Genomic DNA, 25325 nt, shown 5'->3' on the forward strand with positions numbered 1-25325 from the left:
CCCATGGGCGTGTTCGTCCTCCTGCCCCTGGTTCTGCCGCTGACCGCCCTGCCCATCGCGCGCCTGGCCGAACAGCATCTGCATCCACGGAGCGCCGCCCGGCTGCTCACCCTGGTCGCGGTGATCCTCGCCGCGTGCAGCACGCTCTGTCTGGGACTGCTGATGGTCGTGGGCACCGCCCAACTCCCGGGAAATCCTCTCCCGGACGGCTGGTCCGACCCCGAAGTGCGGGACGCCGTCCCCTGTTTCGAGGTGGTCGGCAAGGCCGCCATCGTGGCCCTCGCCCTGGTAGCGGCCGGCTGCACACTCACCCTGTACCACCACCTCGGATTCCGGGCCGGGGCCCACCGGACGCTGGCCCTGCTGCCGACCCCGTCCGAGGTCGCGGTCCTGCCCGACGACACCCCGTACGCGTACGCCCTGCCCGGATCGCCCGGCCGGATCGTGATGTCCACCGGCATGGCCTCCTGCCTCACCGAGGAGGAGCGCGGAGTGCTGCTCGCCCATGAGCGCGCGCATCTGACGGGCCACCACCACCGGCTGCTGCTCGCGTCGCGGCTGGCCGGCTGCGCGAATCCGCTGCTGCGACCGCTGCGGGAAGCCGTCGCGTACAGCACCGAGCGGTGGGCCGACGAGGAGGCGGCGCAGGTCACCGGCGACCGGCGGATGACCGCACGCGCCGTCGGCCGAGCGGCGCTCGTCAGCCGCCGGGCCACCGCCCCCGGACTGGCCGCGTTCGCGGGAGCGGGACCGGTCCCGCGCAGGGTGGCGGCCCTGCTGGGACCCCCGCCCGCCACCAGTGGCTGGCCACCGGCCCTGACGACAGCGGGGTTCGCCGCGCTGGTCGCGGCAGCGGGGACGGCCGCGTCGACACTGTCCGCGCTCAATTCGGCCTTCGCGCTGTTCCTCGTACTCGAAGCGGCCACACCGCTCTGACGGGCACACAGCTGTACAGCCACACCGCTCCGACGGCACCCGGCCGTCACGGCCACACCGCTCCGACAGCCACTCGGCCGTAACGGCAGCGCCCCGCCGACGACGACACGCCGAGATGCCCGGTCCGGGGAACAGGCTCCCCGGACCGGGCCATCACCCGCCGCTGGTCAGGCGGCGGTGTCGGCGCTCTTCGGTACCTGCTGCTCCGTGGACAGCTTCACGCCGGCCGGTTCCACGGACGGCACAGCCCCTTCCGCCGTCTGGGTGCCGGACGCGGGGCCCGCCGCCGCATCCTCCTTCATCGCCTTGGCCTCGCTCTTGAGGATGCGCATCGACTTGCCCAGCGCGCGGGCCGTGTCGGGCAGTTTCTTCGAGCCGAACATCACCATGACCACAATCGCCACGATGAGCAGGTGCCAGGGCTCCAGTCCGTTGCGGAGCATGTCCACCCCACCCTTCTTCTCGTCGGCCGACGGCACACACCGCCGGATGCATCTCCAGAAAAGCTTGCTACATTGCGCAACTGTACAACCATGGGGTGGGGCCGTTCGTCCCCTCTGTACGGACGGACGAATGAAAGCACGCAGATGAAATCCAGCGACAGGACGACACCCGCCCACGACCGACGGGCTCACGGCGCGAGCCGCGCGCAGAACCGCGGGAAGCGGCGCAAACGCAGCCGGGTACGGCTCGTACTCGCCATAGCCGTGTCCGTGGTGGTGCTCGCCACCGCCGGAGCCGGCTGGCTCTACCTCCGGCTGAGCGGCAACATCAACTCCTTCAGCTCGGACGGAGTCGCCGTGAACCGCCCGGCGGCCTCCACCAAGGGCGAGAACGTGCTGGTCATCGGTTCGGACGCGCGAACCGGCGGGAACAGCGCACTGGGCGGCGGCGACAAGAACGACGTGGGCCGTTCCGACACCGCGTTCCTGCTGCACATCTACGCCGACCACAAGCACGCGCTCGCCGTGTCCATCCCGCGCGACACCCTCGTCACCATCCCGTCGTGCAAACTGCCCAACGGCAGCTGGACCCAGCCGCAGTCCGCCACCATGTTCAACGCGGCGTACTCCGTCGGCCAGACCGCCAAGGGCAACCCGGCCTGCACCCAGAACACCGTGGAGAAGCTGACCGGACTACGGGTCGACCACACCGTCGTCGTCGACTTCGAGGGCTTCTCACGACTCACCGGCGTCGTCGGCGGCGTCCAGGTCTGCCTGCCGCAGGACATCTACCAGCGGGACCTCAACCCGAACCAGACCGCCCGCGGCAAGCTCCTCTTCCACCGCGGCGAGCAGAACGTGTCCGGGCAGCAGGCACTGGACTACGTACGGATCAGGCACGGCATCGGGGACGGCTCGGACATCGGCCGGATCAAACGCCAGCAGGCCTTCGTCTCCGCCCTGCTCAAGAAGGTGAAGGACGACGGCTTCACGCCCACCAAACTGCTGCCGCTCGCCGACGCGGCCACCCACTCGCTGACCGTCGACCCCGGCCTGTCGAGCGCCGACAAACTGCTCTCCTTCGTGATGTCCATGAAGGGCATCGACCTGCACAACGTCAAGTTCATCACCGTCCCCTGGCGGTACCAGGGCTCCCGCGTCGCCATCGTGGAACCGGACGCCGACGCCCTGTGGTCCACCCTCCGGGAGGACCGGACCCTGGACGGGAAGGACGCGAGCGGCAAGAACGGCGACAAGGCGCCGTCCCCCTCGCCGAGCGCCGAGGGCCCCGTGTCCGGCACCGGCATCGCCGTCGCCGTCCAGAACGGCACCACCGTCACCGGGCTGGCCGGCCGCGCCGCGCAGACCCTGAAGGACCACAGCTTCACCGTGACCGGGACCGGGACGGCGGGCAGCCAGGACCACACCTCGACCGTCATCGACTACGGACCCGGCCAGAAGGCGAAGGCCCGGACCGTGGCCCGGCTCTTCGCCGGGGCGGAACTCCAGGAATCCACCGCCCCGGGAATCACCGTGACCGTGGGCACGTCCTACGCCGCCGACCCCACGGCCACCGCGAGCAGCGCCCCCTCATCGGTCCCCTCGTCCGTGGCCTCCGGCGCCAGATCCGGCGACGACGGCCCGTGCAGCGACCTGTCCTACGGATGACAGCGGACGGCCGTCACCACGGCCTCGTACAACGGCTGTCGTAGCGGCGCCGAGCCGCCGCGAGCCCCACCGCGTACAGACCGAGGACCACCAGGAGCAGCGGATAGGAGAAGCCCGGCAGCGCCGCCATCCCCAGCAGTGGGCCGAGCGGCGAGACCGGGAGCAGCAGACCGACAGCGGCCAGCGCGCCCGCCGCCCAGCGGACCGGACTGGTCCGGCCGTCCTCGGCGGCGCGGCGGCCCGTACGCAGCAGGAGCATCACCAGCGACTGGGTCAGCAGGTTCTCCACGAACCAGCCCGAGTGGAAAACCGTTTCGCTGTCCGGGCCCCCGGGACCGTGCACGGCGTACGCCAGCACCGCGAACGTCGCCAGGTCCGCAACCGCGTTCAGCGCGCCGAAACCCGTGATGAACCGCAGGAAGTCGGGCGCCCGCAGCGCGGACGGGCGCTTCAGCACGCCGGCTGACGGGCGGTCGTACGCGAACGCGAGCTGCGCCGCGTCGAAGCACAGGTTCTGCACCAGCACCTGCACCGGAAGCATCGGGAGGAACGGCAGCAGCAGCCCCGCCCCGAGCATCGCGATGACGTTGCCGAGGTTCGACGAGAGCGTGATGCGCAGATACGTCGCGATGTTGCCACTGCTGTGCCGCCCGGCCGCGAGCGCGTGCTCGACGGCCGACAGGTCCTTCGCGTGTTCGGTGAGCACCACGTCCGCGCCCTCCCGCGCCACGTCCACGGCGTCGCGCGGGCAGATCCCGACATCCGCGGCGTACAGCGCGGGCAGGTCGTTGACGCCGTCCCCGAGGAAGCCGCACACACGCCCGTCCGCCCGCAGCGCACGGACGACCCGGGCCTTGTGCTCCGGGGTGCAGCGCGCGAAGACGACCGTGTGGCGCCCCACGTCGACCAGTTCCGCGTCGGTGAGCGCGTCGATGTCCCGCGCGGTGAGGACCTTCCCCGGGTCGAGGCCCAGGTCCTGGCAGACGCGGGCCGCCGTCCCCGGATGATCCCCCGTGACGACCTTCACGGCGACGCCCGTCCCGGCCAGCGCGGACAGCGCGGCGGCGGCACTGGGCACCAGCGCGTCCCGCAGGGTGACGAACCCCCGGAAGGTCAGACCTCGCTCGTCGGCCACGGTGTACGCCCGCTTGCGCGCCGGTCGCTCGGCGGTCGCGACAGCCAGCAGCCGCGCACTGTCCCGCGCGAGAACGGCGGCGGAGGCCAGCAGCCGCTCCCGTTCGGCGTCGTCGAGCGCACACCGCTCCAGTACGTTCTCGACGGCCCCCTTCACCACCAGGGTGTCGACCCCCAGCCGGCCGGGACCGCGGACGACGGCGGTCGCGATCCGCCGCACCGGATCGAAGGGCAGGGCGGCGATGCCGTCGTACGGCAGGAACTCCTCACCGTCCGACGCGTCCAGCAGCGCCTCGTCGAGCACCTCGGGCGCCGGGAGATCGGCCAGCTGAAGCGCCCACCAGGCATTGACCGCCGCCCAGTGCAGCACCTCGCGGTCGTCCCGGCCCTCCGCGTCCAACGCCCGGTCGACCCGGGGCAGATCCTGGGTGAGGGTGCCCGTCTTGTCCAGGCACAGCACCTCCAGGGCGCCCAGATCGTGCAGCGCGGGCAGCCGCTTGACGATCACCCCGTGCTGCCGGGCGAGGAGAGAAGCGCCACGTGCCAGACAGCTGGTGACGATCACCGGCAGCATCTCCGGCGTCAGCCCGACCGCCACCGCGACCGCGAACGGCAGCGTCTCCAGGCCGCGCCCGCGCAGCGCCGCGTTCGCCATCAGCACCAGCGGCGGAGTCAGCAGCATGAACCGGATGAGGATCCACGAAATACCCTGCACCGACCGGTCGAAGGAGCTCGGCCCGCGCGGCCCGACAGCCCCCTGCCCGGCCGCGAACCGGGTACGCGCCCCGGTCGCCACCACCACGGCGCTGCCGCTGCCCGACGCGATGCTGCTGCCTTGGAAGCAGAGCTGCGCCTGCTCGAACGCATCGCCCCCCGGCGTCTCCGGCACATCGACGGCGTACTTGGCGACCGCGGCGGACTCCCCGGTCAGCACCGCCTGGTTCACGCTCATCCCGACGGCCCGCAGCAGCCGCACATCGGCGGGCACGAGATCCCCCGGACCGAGCCGTATCACGTCTCCCGGCACCAGTTGATCGACCGGAACCTCACGGGCCACCGGAGCCGCGTCGTCGCCGGTCCGCCGCAGCACGGTGGCCGTGGTGGCCACCAGCTCCCGCAGCGCCGCCATCGACCGGTCGGCACGGTGCTCGCCCGTGGAGCGCAGCACACAGCTCACCACGGCCAGCGCCGTGATCACCGACGCGGTGCCCCACGAGGCGACGAGCGCCGACACCAGCCCGAGACAGAGCAGTACAGCGGTGAAGGGGTCCCGCACACTGCGCAGGAAACGCACGACCCACGGAACGGAGCGCCGGGCGGGCAGGGTGTTCTCGCCGCACTCCCGCAGCCGCGCGTCCGCGACCGCATCCGTCAGACCCCGCGGCCCGCTGTCGAGCGCCCGCAGCACCTGGAGCGAGGTCAGCGCACCCAGTTCCCGCCCCGCGTCGACGGCCGTCGGCGCATCCCCGGGCGCCGGTACGGCCCAAGGACCGGAGACCGCGGGACCGGACTCCGGGGCCGTGGCGGCCTCAGGTGCCTGTCCCACGGAGGTGATCCACCCGGGAGGTGCCTCCCCCGGCGCGCGCCGACAGCTGGCCGACCATCAGCCGCACCACCGTCACGACCTCGGGATCGTCGACGAAGTACACCTGCCGCCGCCCCTCCCGCCGGGAACGCACCAGACCGGCCAGTTTCAGCTTTGTCAGATGCTGGCTCACCGCGGGCAGCGCACCGCCCACCCGTTCCGCCAGCCCGGTCACGTCACTCTCGCCCTGCGCCAGCGCCCACACGATGTGCAGCCGGGCCGACGAGGCCAGCAGACCGAAAGCGGCGGCTGCCTCCGCGAGCACCTCGGCGGAAGGATCCTCGAACCTGTCGACGCCTGCCGCCACTACGCCTTCCCCAACCGCCTGGACCGTGTTCCGAACCGCACCAGTCTAGGCCGGAACCTCCTGGAGCCTCGGACCGTGTATCCCCGCCAACGAGAAACGGGCCCCCGACAGCGATTTTCATCACTGCCGGGAACCCGTTCATCGGTTTCCGATGGTGCGCGAGGGGGGATTTGAACCCCCACGTCCCTAAGGACACTGGCACCTGAAGCCAGCGCGTCTGCCGTTCCGCCACTCGCGCAAGTGGTGTATCCGAGACCCGCACCGGCTGGTGCGTTTCCCTGGCGACATCCGGAAGATTAGCACGCTGGACAGGGTGGATTCACATCCGTTCCGCGGGGGAGGCGACCGGCACCCACCGCGTGGAACGAGGGGCCTTCACACCCACTCCTCCTACGTGAACCATGCGTGCGGGACACTGGGAGAGGAGCCACCTCTACGATCCGTGTGAGAGGTGACACTCGTCCACAGGCCGGACAAGGGGAACCAGCCGTTTTCCCCACGCGTGGATACGATCAGTAAGCAGTACCAGGACGGCAACGACGGAGGAGGTGCCTCATGGGAGTCATGAAGAAGTTCGAGCAACGTCTCGAAGGTCTGGTCAACGGCACCTTCGCGAAGGTGTTCAAGTCCGAGGTCCAGCCCGTCGAGATCGCCGGCGCGCTCCAGCGCGAATGCGACAACAACGCAACGATCTGGAACCGCGAACGGACGGTCGTACCCAACGACTTCATCGTCGAACTGAGCACACCGGACTACGAGCGCCTCAGCCCGTACTCGGGTCAGCTCGGCGACGAACTGTCCGGGCTCGTCCGCGACTACGCGAAGCAGCAGCGGTACGCCTTCATGGGCCCCATCAAGGTCCACCTGGAGAAGGCCGACGACCTCGACACCGGCCTCTACCGCGTCCGCAGCCGCACCCTCGCCTCCAGCACCAACCAGCAGAGCGCCGACCGCGGTCCCGCGGCGCCCCCGGCCCCCCAGCGCCCCGGCGCAGGCGGCTACGGCTACCCGCCCTCGGCCGCCCCGCCCATGCCGGCCGCACCGCCGCCCGGAGCCAATCGCCCCGCGGGCCGGACACCCTCGCCGGGCCCCATGCCGAGCACCCAGACCCGGCGCTGGATCGAGGTCAACGGCACCCGCCACCAGATCTCGCGCGCCACTCTGGTCCTCGGCCGCAGCACCGAAGCCGACGTGCGGATCGACGACCCCGGCGTATCCCGCCGGCACTGCGAGATCCGCGCCGGTTCCCCCTCGACGATCCAGGATCTCGGTTCCACCAACGGCATCGTGGTAGACGGACAGCACACCACCCGCGCTACGCTCCGCGACGGCTCGCGGATCGTCGTGGGCAATTCCACCATCGTTTACCGGCAAGCCGAAGGGTGAAGCGGGGGCAATGTCAGAGCTGACCCTGACGGTCATGCGGCTAGGTTTCCTAGCTGTTCTGTGGCTGTTCGTGATCGTGGCCGTCCAGGTCATCCGCAGCGATCTGTTCGGAACGCGTGTCACACAACGCGGCTCACGCCGCAACACCGACACACGACCCCAGCAGACCGCGCGGCAGGCCACCGCGCCTCCGCAACAGCGCCAGCAGCCGGCCACCGGCCGCCAGCGCCGGGGCGCACCCACCAAACTCGTCGTATCCGAGGGCAGCCTCACCGGCACCACGGTCGCCCTGCAGGGCCAGACCGTGACGCTGGGCCGGGCACATGATTCAACAATCGTGCTGGACGACGACTACGCGTCCAGCAGGCATGCCAGGATCTACCCCGACCGTGACGGCCAGTGGATCGTCGAGGATCTCGGGTCCACCAACGGCACGTATCTCGACCGGACCCGGCTGACCACCCCGACACCGATCCCGCTGGGCGCACCGATCCGCATCGGCAAGACCGTCATCGAGCTGCGGAAGTAGTACGACAATGAGCGAGCGGAGCGAGCGAGCCGCAGCGGTCCCGGCAACGGGCCGGGGCGTGCTCCCGACCGGAGGGTGGGCAGTGTGGCTCGAGACCGGTTGTACCCGGAGCCGACGGGCGAGGTGCGCATGAGTCTGTCCCTGCGCTTCGCCGCCGGTTCGCACAAGGGCATGATCCGCGAGGGAAACGAGGACTCCGGCTACGCCGGCCCCCGGCTCCTCGCCATCGCCGACGGAATGGGCGGCCAGGCCGCCGGTGAGGTCGCGAGCTCCGAGGTCATCTCCACGCTCGTCACGCTCGACGACGACGTCCCCGGTTCGGACATCCTCACCTCGCTCGGCACCGCCGTGCAGCGGGCCAACGACCAGCTCCGCATGATGGTCGAGGAGGACCCCCAGCTCGAAGGCATGGGCACCACGCTCACCGCCCTCCTCTGGACCGGTCAGCGGCTCGGCCTCGTCCACGTCGGGGACTCCCGCGCCTACCTGCTGCGCGACGGCGTCCTCACGCAGATCACCCAGGACCACACCTGGGTGCAGCGCCTCGTCGACGAAGGCCGCATCACCGAGGAAGAAGCCACCACCCACCCGCAGCGCTCCCTGCTGATGCGCGCGCTGGGCAGCGGCGAACACGTCGAACCCGACCTCTCCATCCGTGAGGTCAGGGCCGGCGACCGCTACATGATCTGCTCCGACGGGCTCTCCGGCGTCGTCTCCCACCAGACGATGGAAGACACCCTCGCCAGCTACCAGGGCCCCGCGGAGACGATCCAGGAGCTGATTCAGCTCGCCCTGCGCGGCGGCGGTCCCGACAACATCACCTGCATCGTCGCCGACGTCCTCGACGTCGACTCCAACGACTCCCTGGCGCAGCAGCTCAACGACACCCCGGTCGTCGTCGGCGCGGTCGCCGAGAACCAGGCGGCCCAGCACGACGGCGGGGCCATGCAGACCCCCGCCGGGCGCGCGTCCGGCCTCGGCCGTCAGGCGTCCCCGCCGCCCGCGCCCGGCGGCTTCGGCCCGCCCGGAAGCGGCGACGGATACGGCGCGGCCCCCGACGGCAGCTTCGGCTCCTACAGCGACGAGGACTTCACCAAGCCGTCCGGCGGCCGTAAGTGGCTCAAGCGCTCGCTGTACACCGTGCTCGTCCTCGCGGTCGTCGGCGGCGGCCTGTACGGCGGCTACCGCTGGACCCAGAACCAGTACTACGTCGGCTCCAACAACGAGCACGTCGCGCTCTACCAGGGCATCAGCCAGGACCTCGCCTGGATCTCGCTCTCGAAGGTCGAGAAGGACCACCCCGAGATCGAACTCAAGTACCTCCCGCCGTACCAGCGCAAGCAGGTCGACGCGACCATCACCGCAGGCAGCCTCAGCCAGGCGAACCGCAAGATCACGGAACTCGCCGACCAGGCCAACGCCTGCAAGAAGGACGCGGAACGCCGCAAGGTCGAGGACGAGAACAAGACCACCAGCGCGCCGGGTACCCGCACCACACACAGCGCGACCACCGTCGGGTCCCCCAAGACCAAGACCGTGACGCCTTCGCCCAACGCCAAGCCCAGCGACAAACCCACGCCCGGCCCCAGCCTCTCGGAGGATGAACAGAAGCTGGTCCCGTTGTGCGGTAAGCAGTAGAGCCGTAGGGGGCCTTTCACCACCATGAGCGTTGTCACCAACACGACCACGATCGGCGCGATCGAAGCACCGAGCCGCCGCAACACCGAGCTGATGCTCGTCGCCTTCGCCGTCTTCATCTCGGTGTTCGCGTACGCCAACGTCGGCCTCGCGATGAACGGTTCGCTGCCCTCCGGCATGCTCGGTTACGGCACGGGTCTCACCCTGCTCGCGGGCGTCGGCCACCTCGTGGTCCGCAAGTTCGCGCGGTACGCCGACCCGCTGCTGCTGCCACTGGCCACGCTCCTCAACGGGATCGGCCTGGCACTGATCTGGCGCCTGGACCAGTCACCACGCCTGATCCGGCAGTCCAAGGCGCTGTACCACTCCTTCAGCCCGGACGCCCCCAAGCAGCTGCTGTACTCGGCGCTGGGCGTCGCCCTCTTCGTCGCCGTACTGGTGCTGCTCAAGGACCACCGCGTCCTGCAGCGCTACACCTACATCTCGATGGTGGTGGCGCTGGTCCTGCTGATCGCGCCGATGTTCTTCCCCTCCGTGTACGGCGCCAAGATCTGGATCAGGATCGGCAGCTTCTCGATCCAGCCGGGCGAGTTCGCGAAGATCATCATCGCGGTGTTCTTCTCCGGCTACCTGATGGTGAAGCGGGACGCCCTGGCCCTGGCCAGCCGCCGTTTCATGGGCTTGTACCTGCCGCGTGGCCGTGACCTCGGACCGATCCTGGCCCTCTGGGCCCTGTCGATCCTCATCCTGGTCTTCGAGACCGACCTCGGCACCTCGCTGCTGTTCTTCGGGCTCTTCGTCGTGATGCTGTACGTCGCCACCGAGCGCACCAGCTGGATCGTGTTCGGTCTGCTGATGTCCGCTGTCGGCGCGGTCACCGTCGCCACCTTCGAACCGCACGTCCAGGACCGCGTCACCGCCTGGATGGACCCGTTCAGCTGCTACGCGACCGACCCGAGCGGCGCCTGCCGGCAGATCTCCGAAGCCGCCATGTCGTTCGGCGCCGGCGGGACCCTCGGTACCGGCCTCGGGCAGGGCAACTCCGACCTCATCGGATTCGCCGCGAACGCCGACTTCATCCTCTCCACCGCCGGTGAGGAGCTCGGCCTCGCCGGCATGATGGCGATCCTGCTGGTGTACGGCCTGATCGTGGAGCGCGGCATCCGCACCTCGCTGGCCGCCCGCGACCCCTTCGGCAAGCTCCTCGCCGTCGGCCTCTCCAGCGCCTTCGGCATCCAGGTCTTCGTCGTGGCCGGCGGTGTCATGGGCCTCATCCCGCTGACCGGTATGACCATGCCGTTCATGGCGTACGGCGGTTCCTCCGTGCTCGCGAACTGGGCACTGATCGGCATCCTGATCCGCATCAGCGACACCGCCCGCCGCCCGGCACCGGCCCCCGCCCCGTCCCCCGACGCCGAGATGACCCAGGTGGTCCGACCGTGAACAAGCCCCTGCGCCGGATCGCCATCTTCTGCGGTGTGCTCATCCTCGCCCTGATCGTCCGCACCAACTGGCTCCAGTACGGCCAGGCCGACGAACTCAACGCGAAGAAGCAGAACCTCCGCATCGGCATCGAGCGGTACGCCCACGAGCGGGGCAACATCATCGTCGACGGCAACCCCATCACCGGGTCCGTCGTCAGCGACAGCACGTACTACAAGTACAAGCGCACCTGGAAGGACGGCCCGATGTGGGCGCCCGTCACCGGGTACTCCTCGCAGGTCTTCGACGCCACCCAGCTGGAGAAGCTGAACGACTCGATCCTCACCGGCAACGACGACCGGCTCTTCTTCGACCGCACGCTCTCCATGTTCACCGGCACGAAGAAGCAGGGCGGCAACGTCGTCACCACCCTGAACGCGGACGCCCAGAAGGCCGCGTTCAAGGGCCTCGGTGACAAGAAGGGCGCGGCGGTCGCCCTCGACCCGAAGACCGGCGCGATCCTCGCGCTGGCGTCGACGCCGTCGTACGACCCCTCGTCCTTCGCCGGGAACACCGACACGGACTCGAAGAACTACAAGAAGCTGCTCGACGACAAGAGCCAGCCCATGCTCAACCGGGCGCTGCGCCAGACCTACCCGCCGGGCTCCGCCTTCAAGGTGGTCACCGCGGCAGCCGCCCTGGAGAACGGGCTGTACAGCAACATCGATTCCCCGACCGACTCCCCGCTCCCGTGGAAGCTGCCTCTCTCCACGCAGGACCTGCCGAACGAGGGCCCCCTCCCCTGCAAGAACGCGAGTCTCCGTCTGGCGCTGCAGGTCTCCTGCAACACCGTCTTCGGCAAGATCGGCGCCGACCTCGGTGAAGACAAGATGCGGGCGGAGGCGGAGAAGTTCGGCTTCAACAGCGAGCAGTTCACCCCCACCCGCGCCTACGCGAGCGTCTTCTCCAAGAACATGGACGGGGCACAGACCGCGCTCTCCTCCATCGGGCAGTTCAACACGGCGGCCACCCCGCTCCAGATGGCCATGGTCGCCTCCGCGGTCGCCAACGACGGCACGCTCATGAAGCCGTACATGGTCGACCGGCTCACCGCGCCCAATCTGGACACCGTCGCCAAGACGGAGCCGCAGAAGATGAGCGAGCCGATGTCCAAGGAACACGCGCAGATGATCCAGCAGATGATGGAGACGGTGGTCGAGAAGGGCACCGGCACCATGGCCAAGATCCCGGGTGCGACCGTCGGCGGTAAGACCGGTACCGCGCAGAACGGCATCAACAACAGCGGCAACCCGTACGCCTGGTTCATCTCGTACGCCAAGACCGCCCAGGGCTCCCCGGTCGCCGTCGCCGTGGTCGTCGAGGACTCGAACGCCACCCGCGAACACATCTCCGGTGGCGGTCTCGCCGCTCCGATCGCCAAGGCGATGATGCAGGCCGTCATCAACAGCGAGAAGTGACGGCTGTGCCGGAACCTGCACGATACCGACCCGATACCGGTCCGATATCAGCTGACGATTGCGCCCTGAACAGCCGTCCGCGGCCGGTAGCGTATCCGCGAACAGCACACCGCCGGACCACCCCAGGGTGCGGTCGGGACATACGGAGAGGGCTGGATTAGCTATGGAAGAGCCGCGTCGCCTCGGCGGCCGGTACGAGCTGGGCTCGGTGCTCGGCCGTGGTGGCATGGCCGAGGTCCACATCGCGCACGACACCCGGCTCGGCCGCACCGTCGCCGTGAAGACGCTGCGGGCGGACCTCGCCCGCGATCCGTCCTTCCAGGCCCGGTTCCGCCGTGAGGCCCAGTCGGCCGCCTCGCTCAACCACCCCGCGATCGTCGCTGTCTACGACACCGGCGAGGACTACGTCGACAACATCTCCCTCCCGTACATCGTGATGGAGTACGTCGACGGATCGACGCTGAGAGAACTCCTGCACTCGGGCCGCAGACTGCTGCCCGAGCGCACCCTGGAGATGACCATCGGCATCCTCCAGGCGCTGGAGTACTCGCACCGCAACGGCATCGTCCACCGCGACATCAAACCGGCCAACGTCATGCTGACGCGCACCGGCCAGGTCAAGGTCATGGACTTCGGCATCGCCCGCGCCATGGGCGACTCCGGCATGACCATGACGCAGACGTCCGCGGTCATCGGCACCGCCCAGTACCTCTCCCCGGAGCAGGCCAAGGGCGAGCAGGTCGACGCCCGCTCCGACCTGTACTCCACGGGCTGCCTCCTCTACGAGCTGCTGACGGTACGGCCGCCGTTCATCGGGGACTCCCCGGTCGCCGTCGCCTATCAGCACGTACGCGAAGAGCCGCAGCCGCCGAGCAACTTCGACCCCGAGATCACGCCCGAGATGGACGCCATCGTCCTCAAGGCCCTGGTCAAGGACCCCGACTACCGCTACCAGTCGGCCGACGAGATGCGGGCCGACATCGAGGCCTGCCTCGACGGCCAGCCGGTCGCCGCGACCGCGGCCATGGCCGGGGTCGGGTACGGCGGGTACGAGGCCGAGCAGCCCACGACCGCCATACGCCAGCAGGACCAGGCCGACGGCGGCCAGACCTCGATGCTGCCCCCGATGAATCCGGACGACGGCGGTTACGGGTACGACGACCGCCCCGACCGCCGCCGCGGCCGTGGCAGCCAGAAGAAGTCCAACACCTCGACGATCCTGCTCGTCGCGGCGGGCGTCCTGGTCCTGGTCGGCGCGATCCTCATCGGCAAGTCGTTCTTCCCCAGCTCGGGCAGCGACGGCGACAAGGTCGACGTACCGCAGCTCGTCGGCCAGCCACTGGCCAAGGCGAAGGAGTACGCGGTCAACGCCAAAGTGAAGCTGGCCGTCGCCGAGAGCAAGCCCTGCGACAACGCGCCCAAGGGCAATGTGTGCAGCCAGGATCCGAAGTTCGGCAGCCCGAAGATCAAGCAGGGCGAGACCATCTCGGTCGTCGTGTCCACCGGCGCCCCCAAGATCGAGGTTCCCAACGTCAACGGGGACACCGAGGACGAGGCCACACAGCTCCTCGAAGGCAAGGGCTTCAAGGTGAACCCGCAGCAGGTCGAGTCCGACAACGAAGAGGGCAAGGTCTTCGACCAGTCCCCGAAGGGCAACACCGAAGCCCAGAAGGGCTCCGAGGTCACCATCAAGATCGCGACCTCGAACAAGGTCGATGTACCGGACGTCAAGACCCACACGTTCGACGACGCCAACAAGCAGCTCACCGACGTGGGATTCGTGGTCGTCCGCGGCGCCGACCAGGAGTCGGACCAGACCCCCGGCACGGTCATCGCCCAGTCGCCCGACGGCGGCCAGGCGAAGAAGGGCTCGACGGTCACCCTGACGGTCGCCAAGGCCAAGGCCACCCCGCAGCAGACCCCGATCCCCGAGGTCCGGGGCCATAACGTCGCCGACGCCAGGCAGATGCTGAACCAGGCAGGGTTCACCAACGTCCAGATCGCGGGCGGCAGCAACGGTGACGACAGCGCCCTCGTCACCAACGTCGACCCCGCCCCCGGCACCCCGGTGGACGACCCGGGCAGCACCCAGATCACCCTCACCACGGCGGGTGGCAACACCACCCTCGGCGGACTCGGCAGACACGGGCACCACGGATAGCGGCGCACCGGCCGCAACAGCGGTACGTACGGGGGAAGCCCCGGCCCCATCGACTTCCGGGGCCGGGGCTTCCCCCGTACAACAGGTCTCGCGTGTCCCGCCGGATCCCGCTAGCGCAGCTCCGCGGGCGGCGTCCGCTTCGAGTCGACCTTCTCGGTGCGCACCAGCTCGCCCCACACGATGTACCGGTACTTCGACGTGTACACCGGCGTGCAGGTCGTCAGCGTGATGTACCGCCCCGGCTTCTTCTTCCCCGACTCCTTCGGGACCGGCTGCAGCACGCTCACGTTGTACTTCGACGTCTCCCGCAGCTCCTTGAAGACCTTGTAGACGTACCAGGTGTCCTTCGTCTCGAAGACCACCGGATCGCCGGTCCGCACCTTGTCGATGTTGTGGAACTTCGCACCGTGCCCGTCGCGGTGCGCGGCCAGCGCGAAGTTGCCCGTACTGTCCTCCGGCAGCGCCGACTTGACCGGCTTCACGTAGTAGCCCGCGACGCCCTCGTTCAGCACGCTCGTACTGGTGCCCTTCCTGACCAGCACCTCACCGTTCTTCATGGACGGCACGTGCAGGAACCCGATGCCGTCCTTGGTGTTCAGCTCGCCGGGACCGGTGCCGGCGCTGTGCGACCAGTTGTCGCGGATCCTGTGGCCCTGCTTCGAGGCCTGCCGGTCGGCCACGACGTTCGTCCACCACAGCGAGTAGACGACGAAGAGCCCGAGCACCAGGCCCGCCGTGATGAGCAGTTCACCGAAGACGCTGATCGCCGTGGCGACCGGGCCGCGCCCCCCGCGCCGTGCGGGGGGCGCGGTCGTCTGCTCGTCCTGCTCGGTCGTCGATGCCACCGCACCCGTCCCCTGTAGTCCGTACGCTCAGCCCGTGGTCAGGGCGTCGGGCAGCCCCTTGCTCCGTGGCCGTTCGTCAACCATCTTGCCCCAGACGACCATTCGGTACGTACTGGTGAACTCCGGCGTACACGTCGTCAGCGTGATGTACCGCCCCGGCTTGGTGAACCCCGACCCCACCGGCACCGGCTCGATCACCGACACGTTCGACGGGGACGTCTGCGCCAGGTGGCTCGTCACCTCGTACGTGTAGTAGTCGTCCTGGGTCTCGACGACGACCTTGTCGCCGTCCTTGAGCTTGTTGATGTACCGGAACGGCTCCCCGTGCGTATTGCGGTGCCCCGCCAGTGCGAAGTTGCCCGTCTTCGCCGACGGCATCGCCGTCTTCAGGTCGCCCTCGCTGTAGTGGCCGACCATGCCGCGGTCGAGGACCTTGGTCTTGCTGACGCCCTCCGCGATCGGCACGACCACGTCCAGCTCGGGGATGTGGATGATCGCGAACCCCTGCCCCGGCTCGAACGCGCCCGGCCCGCTCTTCTTGTCCCCGCCCTTCGCCCAGTCGTCCTGCAGGCTGTGGGCGGTGCCGTTCGCCTCCTGGTGGGCGCGTACGTTCGTCCACCACAGCTGGTACGTGACGAACAGCAGCATCAGCACACCGAGGCTGATGAAGATCTCACCGATGGCCCGGCTGGCGATGACCGCGGGGCTGTCCTTGAGCGCACGGGCCGCGGCACGGGCCTCCATGCGGGTGCGCGGGATGGCCGGGATGACGGGTTCGGCGGGCACGGCGGCCTTACGGCCCCGCCCCTTTGCGGCCTTACGGCGCTCCGCGCGGCCCCCGGTCGGCACGGGCGGCTCGGGCGCCGGCTCGGTCTTCCGGAGCAGGACGGTCCGGTCGTCCGGCTCCGGGTCGAAGGCGGGGACCGGTCCGGGAAGAACATGGGTGACCGGTTCCGGCGGCAGATCCACCACGGGCGGATCCGCCATCGCCCGGTGTGCGGAGCCGGGGTCAGCGGGCACCGGGTCAGCGGGCACCGGCTCAACACGCACCGGATTCGCGGCACTTCGGCCCGGGACAGCCGGATCCGGGACAACCGGATCCGGGACAACCGGATTCACGACTACTGGATTCACGACTACCGGATTCACAGTCACCGGATTCGCGGCACCCCGAATCCCCGCACCGGGATCCACCGCTCCCGGACGCTCGGCTCCCCGACGCTCAGCACCCGGACGCTCGGCACCCGGTTTCGCGGGATCCTGAACCGTGGCACCCGGCGCAGGAATCCGCGCCGCCTCCGGCTCGTACGCGGGCTCGCGCCCGTACCAGTCCTGCGGCGGGTCCTGCACCACGGGCTCGGGCCGTCTGTGCGCCCCCGACGGCGCCTCCTCGGTGCGGAACCACGGCGAAGGGTGTTCGCCGGGCGCTCCGGGCGGCAGCGGGTCCGTCAGAGGGTCGTACGCCCGCCCGGCGGTCCCGGCCCCTTCCGGCGGCTCCGATGCCCCCGAACCGTCGTGTCCGGGGCGCAGCTCTGTCACGCCGCGGCCTTGCCCACCACCGGTGCCAGGCCCGCCGACCGGCCGACGGCCCCCGTGTCCCCGCACTGGACGAGCCAGTTGGCGAGCATCAGATGGCCGTGCTCGGTCAGTACCGACTCGGGGTGGAACTGCACGCCCTCGACCGGCAGTTCACGGTGCCGCAGCCCCATGATGATGCCGTCCGCGGTCCACGCCGTGACCTCCAGCTCGGCCGGCACCGTCTGCGGCACCGCGGCGAGCGAGTGGTACCGGGTCGCGGTGAACGGCGAGGGCAGCCCGCTGAACACCCCGGCCCCCTCGTGCGTGACCGAGGACGTCTTGCCGTGCAGCAGCTCGGGGGCGCGGTCCACGACACCGCCGTACGCCACCGCCATCGACTGCATGCCCAGGCAGACACCGAAGACGGGCACCCCGGTGTCGGCGCAGTGCCGCACCATGTCCACGCAGACGCCCGCGTGTTCGGGCGTTCCGGGGCCGGGGGAGAGCAGTACGCCGTCGAAGCCGTCCTGCGCGTGCGCGAGGGTCACCTCGTCGTTCCGTACGACCTCGCAATCGGCGCCCAGCTGGTACAGGTACTGGACCAGGTTGAACACGAAGCTGTCGTAGTTGTCGACAACCAGGATGCGGGCGCTCATCGGATGACCCCCAAGCCCTGGTCGACCGTCACATCGTTGAACGGAAGCAGCGGCTCCGCCCACGGGAAGACGTACTGGAAGAGCAGGTAGACGACCGCGAGCACCAGCACGAGCGAGACGACCGCCCGCAGCCATACGTTGCCCGGCAGATGCCGCCAGATCCAGCCGTACATGCTGTCCCTTCCGTTCGTGGTACCGGACCAGACTAAAGGGCGGGGGCAGGCGCTGGTGGGTCACCTGAGCAAAGCGGCCGGCTTGCCCTTGGTCACAGGCTGGGTGGAGTCGAGGTGCCCCCACGCGATCAGCCGGTGACTGCTGCCCCATTCCGGGTCGCAGGTGGTCAGTGTGAGATAGCGGCCGGGTCCCTGAAAACCCGACTTCACCGGCACCGGATCGATGACGCCGGTGTCCGAGGGGACGGTCAGGTAGGGCTTCTTGTCGATGCGGTACGTGAACCAGGTGGTCCCGTCCGTCAGCACCACGGCGTCCCCGGGCCGCAGTTCCGGAAAGTCCTTGAACGGGTCGCCGTACGTCCGCCGGTGACCCGCGACCGCGAAGTTCCCCGTGTCGCCCAGCCGCGCGGTGCCCGCGTAGTGGCCGAGCCCCTTCTGGAGCGTCCCGACGGCGGTGTCCTGCAGCACGGGCCGCGACCAGCTCCGGCCGAGCCGTGGGACGTACATCACCGCGAAGGGCTTTCCCGCCCGGTACGCCACCGGGGCGGGCGACGCGGTCCGCCCCGGCTTCGACGACGTGCCGCCCGCCCCGGACGCGGCACCGGGAGAGGCGGTCGCGCCGGCCCACTGACGGTGCAGGTCATCGATCTGGTGGTCAGCGGCACTGTCCGCTTTGATCCCCGTCCAGAAGAGGAGATACACCACGAACAGCACGATCAGGGCGCCGACGGTGATGCAGAGTTCACTGAAGCTTCTGACGACCAGTCGCACGGTCACCGCCCGCCGCCTCCCCTGAGCTGTCCGGCCGCCCCACAGGCTCTGCTCCTTCACAGACCCCGCTACTTCACGGGCTGCGCGTAATGGAGATCCACTGTGCCCGAGTACCCGGGAAGAGTCACCGCTCTGTACGCATCGACTTTCCAGCCGAGCCCGTACGCCTTCACGTACTGCAGGTAGTTCTGGATGGACCGGGAGGCCGTGAGCGCCCGCTTCAGCTTGTCCACGTCGCCGACGGCCGTCACCTTGTAGGGCGGCGAGTAGACGCGGCCCTGGAGGATCAGGGTGTTGCCGACGCAGCGCACCGCGCTGGTGGTGATCAGCCGCTGGTCCATGACCTTGATGCCCTTGGCGCCGCCCTGCCAGAGGGCGTTGACGACCGCCTGGAGGTCCTGCTGGTGGATCACCAGGTCGTTGGGCTGCGGGTCGGGGTAGCCGGGGTTGGCGGTGGCGTTGGGCGGTGCGTCGTCGAGCGTGACGGTCACCGCGGGGCCGCTGAGCTTCTCGGTACCGGCCGACTTCTCCAGCGCCTTGAGATCGGCGTCCTCTTTTTTCGTGCTCCCGCCGTCACGGCGGGCGAGCGCGTCGACGTCTCCGCGCACCGATGCGGTGGACTCGTCGAGCTCTTTGTTCTTCTCGTTGCGTTCCTGGATGAGGTCCGAGAGTTTCAGCATCGACGCATCGGTCCGGATATCGGTGCCCTTGGCCGTGTTGAAACTGGTGACGAAGATGAGACCGGCGAGCGCGAAGACAGCGGCAGTGAGCACACGGACGGGCCGCCGTCCGCGGCTGCGCGCGGCCCCTGCGGGAGAGTCGCCAGAATTGCTCAACGTACCCTTATCTCCTTCCACACCCCGGAAGCACTACGCTAACGGACGCCAGGGGGAGGCAATGCGCCCCGTCGCATCCGCTCCCGAGCACTTCCCACACAGTTCCCCCTGCGCGGTCACGCAGCGCATCGACAGGAGAGTCCCTCGTGCCGAAGTCACGTATCCGCAAGAAGGCCGATTTCACACCGCCGCCCGCGACGAAGCAGGCGACTGCCATAAAGCTGACGAATCGCGGCTGGGTGGCTCCGGTGATGCTGGCGTTCTTCTTGATCGGTCTCGCCTGGATCGTTGTCTTTTATGTGACGGAGGGCGATATGCCCATCAAGCCGTTCGGGAACTGGAACATCGTGGTCGGCTTCGGCTTCATCGCCGCCGGCTTCGGCGTCTCGACCCAGTGGAAGTAGTTCTCCCCCCTCCACATCGCCCCGCGCCCGTCAAGCCTTGCCCTGAGTTATCCACAGCGCTATCCACAACCGGGGAAAACTCAGAAGATCTGTGGATAACTTTCGGGTGTTGACGCCGGTGTGACTACTTGACGCCATACCACAGCAACGGCCCGCCCCTTGCCCCTCCTGGGGAAACCCAGCTCAGGGACGAGGGGCACACCCGTTCCCCACAGGGTGCACAGGATCCGCCACTCGCTGTGGACAACTCGGCCCCGGACCGGCTCAGAACCGGCCCGCCGGCCCGCCTTCGGGCCTTCGGGCCTTCGGACTCAGGTGAGCATCGCGGTTCTGATCAGCACCATGGCGATCGTCGCCGCGAGAACAAGGGCACAGGTCCCGAACTGCAGCAGCGTCCGCCGGTCGCGCGGGGCGTGCACCATGCCGATCGCCACGATGATCCCGGCGACGAAGCCGCCCAGGTGCGCCTCCCAGGCGATGCCACCGCTGAAGGTGAAGATCACGTTGACCACGAGCAGGCCGAACAGCGGGCGCATGTCGTAGTTCATGCGCTTCATCAGCACCGCGGTGGCGCCCAGCAGCCCGAAGATGGCGCCGGAAGCCCCGAGCGAGCCCTCGTTCGGGGCGGCGATGAGGTAGGTGAGCGCGCTGCCCGCCAGCCCCGAGATCAGATAGAGCGCGAGGTAGCGCGCCCGGCCGAGCGCCGCTTCCAGCGGCCCGCCGATCCACCACAGGCTGAGCATGTTGAACCCGATGTGCACATAGCCGCCGTGCATGAACATCGCGGTCAGCAGCCGGTACCACTGCCCCTCGGCGACACCCTCCACCGGCCCGAACGGCGTGATCCGAGCCCGGCCCAGCATCTCGTAGGACGGGTTGAAGCTGTAGCCGTTCGCGAGCTGCAGGATGAACACCAGGACGTTGATCCCGATGAGGATCTTGGTGATCATGTGCGGGTCGGCCGTGATCGCCCCGCCCGCCACCGTGCGTGGCCGGGTCGCCGCCGGGGTACTGCCGGTGCTCCCGGCACCGCGCACGCACTCCGGGCACTGGAAGCCAACCGAGGCACTCACCATGCACTGCGGGCAGATCGGCCGCTCACAGCGGACGCAGCTGATGCCCGTCTCCACACCGGGATGGCGGTAGCAGCTGGGCAGACCGCTCGCCCCGGCCTGCCGCTCCGGGCCTCCTGGCACCTGTTCCATCGGGTTCCCTCGTCTCGTACGGGTCGCGTACGCAGTGCACCGCCCCGCTCGTCATACGGACGAACGGGGCGGGTGGTTCCCGTACCGCGAACGGGGACGGGCCCGTACCGCATACGGAATGTCTCGGGTGGCTCAGCCCTTGCCGACGCCGTTGCGAGTCTCGACGACGACCGTCTCGATGACAACGTCCTGGACCGGGCGGTCCGTGCGCGGGTTGGTCGGGGTGGCGATGATCTCGTCGATGACCTTCTGGCTGGCCGGGTCGGTGACCTCGCCGAAGATGCTGTGCTTACGGGTCAGCCAGGCCGTCGGCGACACCGTGATGAAGAACTGCGAGCCGTTGGTCCCCGGGCCCGCGTTGGCCATGGCCAGCAGATACGGCTTGTCGAAGGCCAGCTCGGGGTGGAACTCGTCCGCGAACTCGTATCCCGGACCGCCCGTGCCATTGCCCAGCGGGTCGCCGCCCTGGATCATGAAGCCACTGATCACCCGGTGGAAAACAGTGCCGTCGTAGAGCCTGTCCGTGGACTTCTTACCGGTGGCCGGGTGGGTCCACTCACGCTCGCCCTGGGCAAGCTCCACAAAGTTCTTGACCGTCTTCGGCGCGTGATTCGGCAGCAGCCGGATCACGATGTCGCCGTGGTTGGTCTTCAGGGTGGCGTAAAGCTGCTCGGCCACGATGTGCCTTCCGTAAGTCTTCTCTGACGATGACCGATCCTCGCACGGACCTACCCCGTACAGAGAAAAGCACCCGAGTCACCACTGAACCGGCACGCACCGCACCGAACCGTGGCATTGTCGACCGCAAGCTCCCCTTGCACCACAATGACCGATCTTGCCTTTCTTGACCCGGATGCCCGCCCTCACGTGCCGTGACGGCCGGGGGCAGGCATGATTTCGAAAAGGGTGGAAAGGCGAATTAGAGAACGCCACCGATGAGGAGGAACTGTGACCCGCATGGACAGCGTGCGCGCCGCGACCGGTACGGCGAAGGAAAGCGTGCTGCACGCCGCGGAAGTGGTGGCGCCCTACGCCGGTACGGCCAAGGGACAGGCCACGTATTACGCCAACGAAGCTCGGGTACGGCTGGCCCCCAAGGTCTCGCTCGCGGCGCAGCAGGCCCGGACCCAGTACGACGCGCGTCTCGCACCGCATGTCGACCAGGCCCTCACTCATGTTCCGCCGAAGGTCGACGCGGCAGCACAGCGCGCCGCCAAGGCGGCCCGCCAGGCACAGAGCCAGTTCGCCCCCCGGGTCGAGCAGGCCGTGGCAGCGGCCCAGCCCGTACGCGAGGAAGCGGCAGCCCGCAGCGCGGCGGCGGTGGCGGCGCTGCGCGGGCAGGTCTCCGCGAAGCAGATCCAGAAGCTGGCCAGGAAGAACCAGCGCTGCGCGACGACGGGCCGCCTGTTCAAGGGCGTTGTCGTACTCGGCGTACTCGCGGGTGGCGCCTTCGCCGCCTGGAAGTGGTGGGACAAGCAGGCGAACCCGGACTGGCTGGTCGAACCGCCCGCCCCCACCGAGGTCTCGGACCGCCCGACGCTGACCGCGGTCGACGGCAGCCCGGGAGCACTGGACCCCGAGGTGAAGGCCAAGCAGGCCAAGGCAGAAGCGGACGACACCAAGCGCGACAACCGGCCGTAAGAGCGCAAGCACCACGCCCACCACGGCGGAACAGCCCGGACGCCGGTACGGGACAGCCTTACAGAACAGCAACACGAACAGTCGTACAGAACAGCGGCACAGAACAGCGGTACAGAACAGAGCGCGGGGTGCCAGGAGACTCGGATCTCCTGGCACCCCGCGCTCTGGCGTTCCGTTCCCCTTGGCCGGGTTGCCCGAGCCGGTTGGCGCCGTGGGCGGCGGCGATGGCGGTCATGGCGGCGAGGGCGAGTGCGGACCTGGTAGCCGGTGCCGACGATGCCGGAGGCGAGGCCGCCTTCTTCGGGGCTCCGTCACCGGCCCTGGCACCACCACGCCCGCCAGTGGCACAAAAAATGCCCTCTGAGCTACGTTTCCGCAGGTCAGAGGGCATTTAGCAAGTGGAGCCTAGGAGATTCGAACTCCTGACATCTGCCTTGCAAAGGCAGCGCTCTACCAACTGAGCTAAGGCCCCGGAACGGGTTGGTGCGAGACAAGAGTAGCGGGTGACCGGGGGTATCTCACAAAAGGATTGGGACTCCCGGTCCGCGACCACGCTCCGTAAGATGCAGACGGGGTTCGCGGCAGCGAACCGCCGCACTGGGGTAGCGATGGGGAGACGCAATGGACGCAGCACAACAAGAGGCCACCGCGAGAGCGAGGGACCTCCAGCGCAGTTGGTACGGAGAGCCGCTGGGGGCGCTCTTCCGCCGTCTCATCGATGACCTGGGCCTGAACCAGGCCCGCCTCGCCGCGGTGCTCGGACTGTCCGCTCCGATGCTTTCCCAGCTGATGAGCGGCCAGCGCGCCAAGATCGGCAACCCGGCTGTGGTCCAGCGCGTCCAGGCACTTCAGGAACTCTCCGGCCTGGTCGCCGACGGCAGCGTCAGCGCGGGCGAGGCCACCGACCGGATGGAGGAGATCAAGAAGTCCCAGGGCGGCTCGGTCCTCTCCAACACCGGCCAGACCACGTCCACCACGGGTGCACCGACCGTGCGCCGCGTGGTGCGCGAGATCCAGTCCCTGTTGCGCTCCGTCTCAGCCGCCGGCGACATCATCGATGCGGCGAACACCCTCGCCCCGACCCACCCTGAACTGGCAGAGTTCCTGAGGGTGTACGGCGCCGGGCGCACCGCTGAAGCGGTCTCGCATTACGAGGCGCACCAGAGCTGAGACTCGGACGCATCTGACACAGCTGAGACGGGGAGCGGGCACAGCGCATGGGTGAGGTCTTCGCCGGGCGGTACGAACTGGTCGACCCGATAGGGCGCGGGGGCGTCGGCGCCGTCTGGCGCGCGTGGGACCACCGTCGACGTCGGTATGTGGCAGCCAAGGTGCTGCAGCAGAGCGACGCGCACACCCTGCTGCGCTTCGTCCGCGAACAGGCCCTGCGGATCGATCACCCGCATGTGCTCGCCCCCGCCAGCTGGGCTGCCGACGACGACAAGGTGCTGTTCACCATGGAACTGGTGAGTGGCGGTTCCCTCGTCAACGTCATAGGTGACTACGGACCGCTGCCCCCGCGGTTCGTCTGCACCCTGCTCGATCAGCTGCTGGCCGGGCTGGCCGCCGTGCACGCGGAGGGGGTGGTGCACCGCGACATCAAGCCGGCGAACATCCTGCTGGAAGCCACCGGGACCGGACGGCCGCATCTGCGGCTGTCCGACTTCGGCATCTCGATGCGCAAGGGCGAGCCCCGCCTCACCGAGACCAACTACGTGGTGGGGACGCCCGGTTACTTCGCGCCCGAGCAGATGCTCGGCGCCGAGCCGGACTTCACGGCTGACCTCTTCGCAGTCGGCCTGGTCGCGCTCTATCTGCTCCAGGGTGCCCGGCCCGACTCCAGGGCCCTCGTGGAACACTTCGCGGCCCATGGCACGCCCGGTGCTCCCCAGGGCATCCCCGAGCCGCTGTGGCAAGTGCTCGCGGGGCTGCTCCAGCCGGACCCGCAGGCCAGGTTCCGTACGGCGACGGGCGCGCGAAAAGCGCTGACCACGGCCGCCGAGCTGCTGTCCGGGACGAGCCCCGACGAGGAGCCCGTCGAAGTCTTCGACCAGATCGGCCCGCTCCCGACCGGGTTCGGCCCGGACGGACCCGCCGACCCGCGGCAGTCTCCCCTGCACGCCGCGCCTCGGACCAACCCCCAACAGACCGACCCGCCTCAGGCCATCCCCCAACAGGCCGCCGTACCACCGCAGTCCCCGCCCGCATCGCAGCAGCACCAGCAGCAGCCCCACCCCCTGTCGGCCGCGATGTCGGAAACGGGCAGCTTCCATCTGGCGCCGCCGCCCCGATCGGCCACCGCTCACCCCGCTCCTGCACCGGTACCCGAGCCCGCCCACACCGTCACAGCTGCGCATGTGGCCGCCCCCCTCCCTGTTCAGACCCCGTACGAAGTTCAGACCCCCTACGAACAACCCCACACTCATCCGTACACCGCTCAGCCCTCGCAGGTTCCCACCCAGTCGGTACCCGTGCCGCGGAAGCGGCCGGGACCGCCCCCGAAGGTGGCGGTCCCGGTTCTGGTCCTCGCGCTGATCTGTTTCGCGGTGGGCATCTGGGCGCTGACCCAGAGCTGAATCCCGACCGACG

23 protein-coding genes and 2 tRNA genes are annotated in these 25325 nt (G+C 69.1%); 12 read left to right on the forward strand and 13 right to left on the reverse strand.

From position 1 onward, the window contains the following. Nucleotides 1-3: 3 nt before the first annotated feature. Nucleotides 4-936 carry a M56 family metallopeptidase gene (locus tag OG709_RS17960; RefSeq protein WP_329166912.1) on the forward strand — a complete coding sequence of 311 codons (933 nt, stop codon included), beginning with the start codon at nt 4-6 and terminating at the stop codon, nt 934-936. A gap of 167 nt (nt 937-1103) precedes the next feature. Here the strand turns inward: OG709_RS17960 and tatA are convergent, their stop codons facing one another. Further along, nucleotides 1104-1379: a Sec-independent protein translocase subunit TatA gene (gene tatA / locus OG709_RS17965; protein ID WP_329166914.1), complete on the reverse strand. Its 276-nt coding sequence runs from the start codon at nt 1377-1379 to the stop codon at nt 1104-1106. A 144-nt stretch (nt 1380-1523) separates the two neighbouring features. Here tatA and OG709_RS17970 point away from each other — a divergent pair, with 144 nt between their 5' ends. After that, nucleotides 1524-3047, forward strand: a complete 1524-nt coding sequence (locus tag OG709_RS17970) for an LCP family protein (RefSeq protein ID WP_266641968.1) — start codon at nt 1524-1526, stop codon at nt 3045-3047. Between the two features lie 13 nt (nt 3048-3060). Here OG709_RS17970 and mgtA read toward each other — a convergent pair whose 3' ends face one another. The 3 genes from mgtA to OG709_RS17985 all read right to left on the reverse strand — a co-directional run bounded on the left by mgtA (nt 3061) and on the right by OG709_RS17985 (nt 6311). Further along, a complete protein-coding gene (gene mgtA, locus OG709_RS17975; protein WP_329166917.1) occupies nt 3061-5727 on the reverse strand; it encodes a magnesium-translocating P-type ATPase in 2667 nt (888 codons plus the stop codon). Continuing rightward, nucleotides 5711-6073, reverse strand: coding sequence for an ArsR/SmtB family transcription factor (locus OG709_RS17980; RefSeq protein ID WP_250302381.1), 363 nt, complete (start codon nt 6071-6073; stop codon nt 5711-5713). The genes mgtA and OG709_RS17980 overlap by 17 nt, the downstream gene beginning before the upstream one ends. Nucleotides 6074-6225: 152 nt before the next feature. Then, nucleotides 6226-6311 (reverse strand) — tRNA-Leu (locus tag OG709_RS17985). A gap of 317 nt (nt 6312-6628) precedes the next feature. Between OG709_RS17985 and OG709_RS17990 the strand changes: the two genes are divergently transcribed. From OG709_RS17990 to pknB, 6 genes are all read left to right on the forward strand, one after another. Further along, the gene (locus OG709_RS17990) at nt 6629-7459 is read left to right on the forward strand and encodes a DUF3662 and FHA domain-containing protein (protein ID WP_329166919.1); all 831 of its coding nucleotides are present in this window, start codon (nt 6629-6631) and stop codon (nt 7457-7459) included. Nucleotides 7460-7469: 10 nt separating this feature from the next. Next, the gene (locus OG709_RS17995; RefSeq protein ID WP_250302379.1) at nt 7470-7988 is read left to right on the forward strand and encodes an FHA domain-containing protein FhaB/FipA; all 519 of its coding nucleotides are present in this window, start codon (nt 7470-7472) and stop codon (nt 7986-7988) included. A 129-nt stretch (nt 7989-8117) separates the two neighbouring features. Next, nucleotides 8118-9626: a PP2C family protein-serine/threonine phosphatase gene (locus OG709_RS18000; RefSeq protein ID WP_250302378.1), complete on the forward strand. Its 1509-nt coding sequence runs from the start codon at nt 8118-8120 to the stop codon at nt 9624-9626. Between the two features lie 24 nt (nt 9627-9650). After that, nucleotides 9651-11069: an FtsW/RodA/SpoVE family cell cycle protein gene (locus tag OG709_RS18005; protein WP_250302377.1), complete on the forward strand. Its 1419-nt coding sequence runs from the start codon at nt 9651-9653 to the stop codon at nt 11067-11069. After that, nucleotides 11066-12526, forward strand: a complete 1461-nt coding sequence (locus OG709_RS18010; RefSeq protein WP_250302376.1) for a peptidoglycan D,D-transpeptidase FtsI family protein — start codon at nt 11066-11068, stop codon at nt 12524-12526. The genes OG709_RS18005 and OG709_RS18010 overlap by 4 nt, the downstream gene beginning before the upstream one ends. A gap of 163 nt (nt 12527-12689) precedes the next feature. Beyond that, nucleotides 12690-14687: a Stk1 family PASTA domain-containing Ser/Thr kinase gene (gene pknB / locus OG709_RS18015; RefSeq protein ID WP_250302375.1), complete on the forward strand. Its 1998-nt coding sequence runs from the start codon at nt 12690-12692 to the stop codon at nt 14685-14687. Between the two features lie 110 nt (nt 14688-14797). Here pknB and OG709_RS18020 read toward each other — a convergent pair whose 3' ends face one another. The 6 genes from OG709_RS18020 to OG709_RS18045 form a co-directional block, all read right to left on the reverse strand. Then, nucleotides 14798-15532: a class E sortase gene (locus OG709_RS18020; RefSeq protein ID WP_250302374.1), complete on the reverse strand. Its 735-nt coding sequence runs from the start codon at nt 15530-15532 to the stop codon at nt 14798-14800. A gap of 27 nt (nt 15533-15559) precedes the next feature. After that, nucleotides 15560-16819 carry a class E sortase gene (locus tag OG709_RS18025; protein WP_443068579.1) on the reverse strand — a complete coding sequence of 420 codons (1260 nt, stop codon included), beginning with the start codon at nt 16817-16819 and terminating at the stop codon, nt 15560-15562. A gap of 248 nt (nt 16820-17067) precedes the next feature. Further along, nucleotides 17068-17706, reverse strand: a complete 639-nt coding sequence (locus tag OG709_RS18030; RefSeq protein WP_266641957.1) for an aminodeoxychorismate/anthranilate synthase component II — start codon at nt 17704-17706, stop codon at nt 17068-17070. Next, the gene (locus OG709_RS18035) at nt 17703-17879 is read right to left on the reverse strand and encodes a hypothetical protein (RefSeq protein WP_250302372.1); all 177 of its coding nucleotides are present in this window, start codon (nt 17877-17879) and stop codon (nt 17703-17705) included. The genes OG709_RS18030 and OG709_RS18035 overlap by 4 nt, the downstream gene beginning before the upstream one ends. A 60-nt stretch (nt 17880-17939) precedes the next feature. Beyond that, on the reverse strand, nt 17940-18656 hold the full coding sequence (locus tag OG709_RS18040) for a class E sortase (protein ID WP_250302371.1): 717 nt from the start codon (nt 18654-18656) through the stop codon (nt 17940-17942). Between the two features lie 62 nt (nt 18657-18718). Beyond that, complete coding sequence (locus OG709_RS18045; protein ID WP_250302370.1) at nt 18719-19486, reverse strand: DUF881 domain-containing protein; 768 nt, start codon at nt 19484-19486, stop codon at nt 18719-18721. 146 nt (nt 19487-19632) lie between these two features. On the opposite strand from OG709_RS18045, the gene crgA reads away from it, so the two are divergent. Next, nucleotides 19633-19890 carry a cell division protein CrgA gene (gene crgA, locus OG709_RS18050; protein ID WP_250302369.1) on the forward strand — a complete coding sequence of 86 codons (258 nt, stop codon included), beginning with the start codon at nt 19633-19635 and terminating at the stop codon, nt 19888-19890. Nucleotides 19891-20201: 311 nt separating this feature from the next. Here crgA and OG709_RS18055 read toward each other — a convergent pair whose 3' ends face one another. Continuing rightward, complete coding sequence (locus tag OG709_RS18055; RefSeq protein WP_266641955.1) at nt 20202-21095, reverse strand: rhomboid family intramembrane serine protease; 894 nt, start codon at nt 21093-21095, stop codon at nt 20202-20204. A 132-nt stretch (nt 21096-21227) separates the two neighbouring features. Further along, complete coding sequence (locus OG709_RS18060; protein WP_266641953.1) at nt 21228-21773, reverse strand: peptidylprolyl isomerase; 546 nt, start codon at nt 21771-21773, stop codon at nt 21228-21230. 270 nt (nt 21774-22043) lie between these two features. Between OG709_RS18060 and OG709_RS18065 the strand changes: the two genes are divergently transcribed. After that, nucleotides 22044-22736, forward strand: a complete 693-nt coding sequence (locus tag OG709_RS18065; protein WP_250302366.1) for a DUF5324 family protein — start codon at nt 22044-22046, stop codon at nt 22734-22736. A gap of 399 nt (nt 22737-23135) precedes the next feature. On the opposite strand, the gene OG709_RS18070 is transcribed toward OG709_RS18065, so the two are convergent. Beyond that, nucleotides 23136-23208: transfer RNA gene (locus OG709_RS18070), tRNA-Ala, on the reverse strand. Between the two features lie 149 nt (nt 23209-23357). Here OG709_RS18070 and OG709_RS18075 point away from each other — a divergent pair. Both OG709_RS18075 and OG709_RS18080 read left to right on the forward strand, forming a co-directional pair. Further along, the gene (locus OG709_RS18075; RefSeq protein ID WP_250302365.1) at nt 23358-23906 is read left to right on the forward strand and encodes a helix-turn-helix domain-containing protein; all 549 of its coding nucleotides are present in this window, start codon (nt 23358-23360) and stop codon (nt 23904-23906) included. Nucleotides 23907-23953: 47 nt separating this feature from the next. Further along, a complete protein-coding gene (locus tag OG709_RS18080) occupies nt 23954-25312 on the forward strand; it encodes a serine/threonine-protein kinase (protein WP_250302364.1) in 1359 nt (452 codons plus the stop codon). Nucleotides 25313-25325 lie beyond the last annotated feature (13 nt).

Source organism: Streptomyces sp. NBC_01267 (genome assembly GCF_036241575.1).
Lineage (GTDB): Bacteria > Actinomycetota > Actinomycetes > Streptomycetales > Streptomycetaceae > Streptomyces.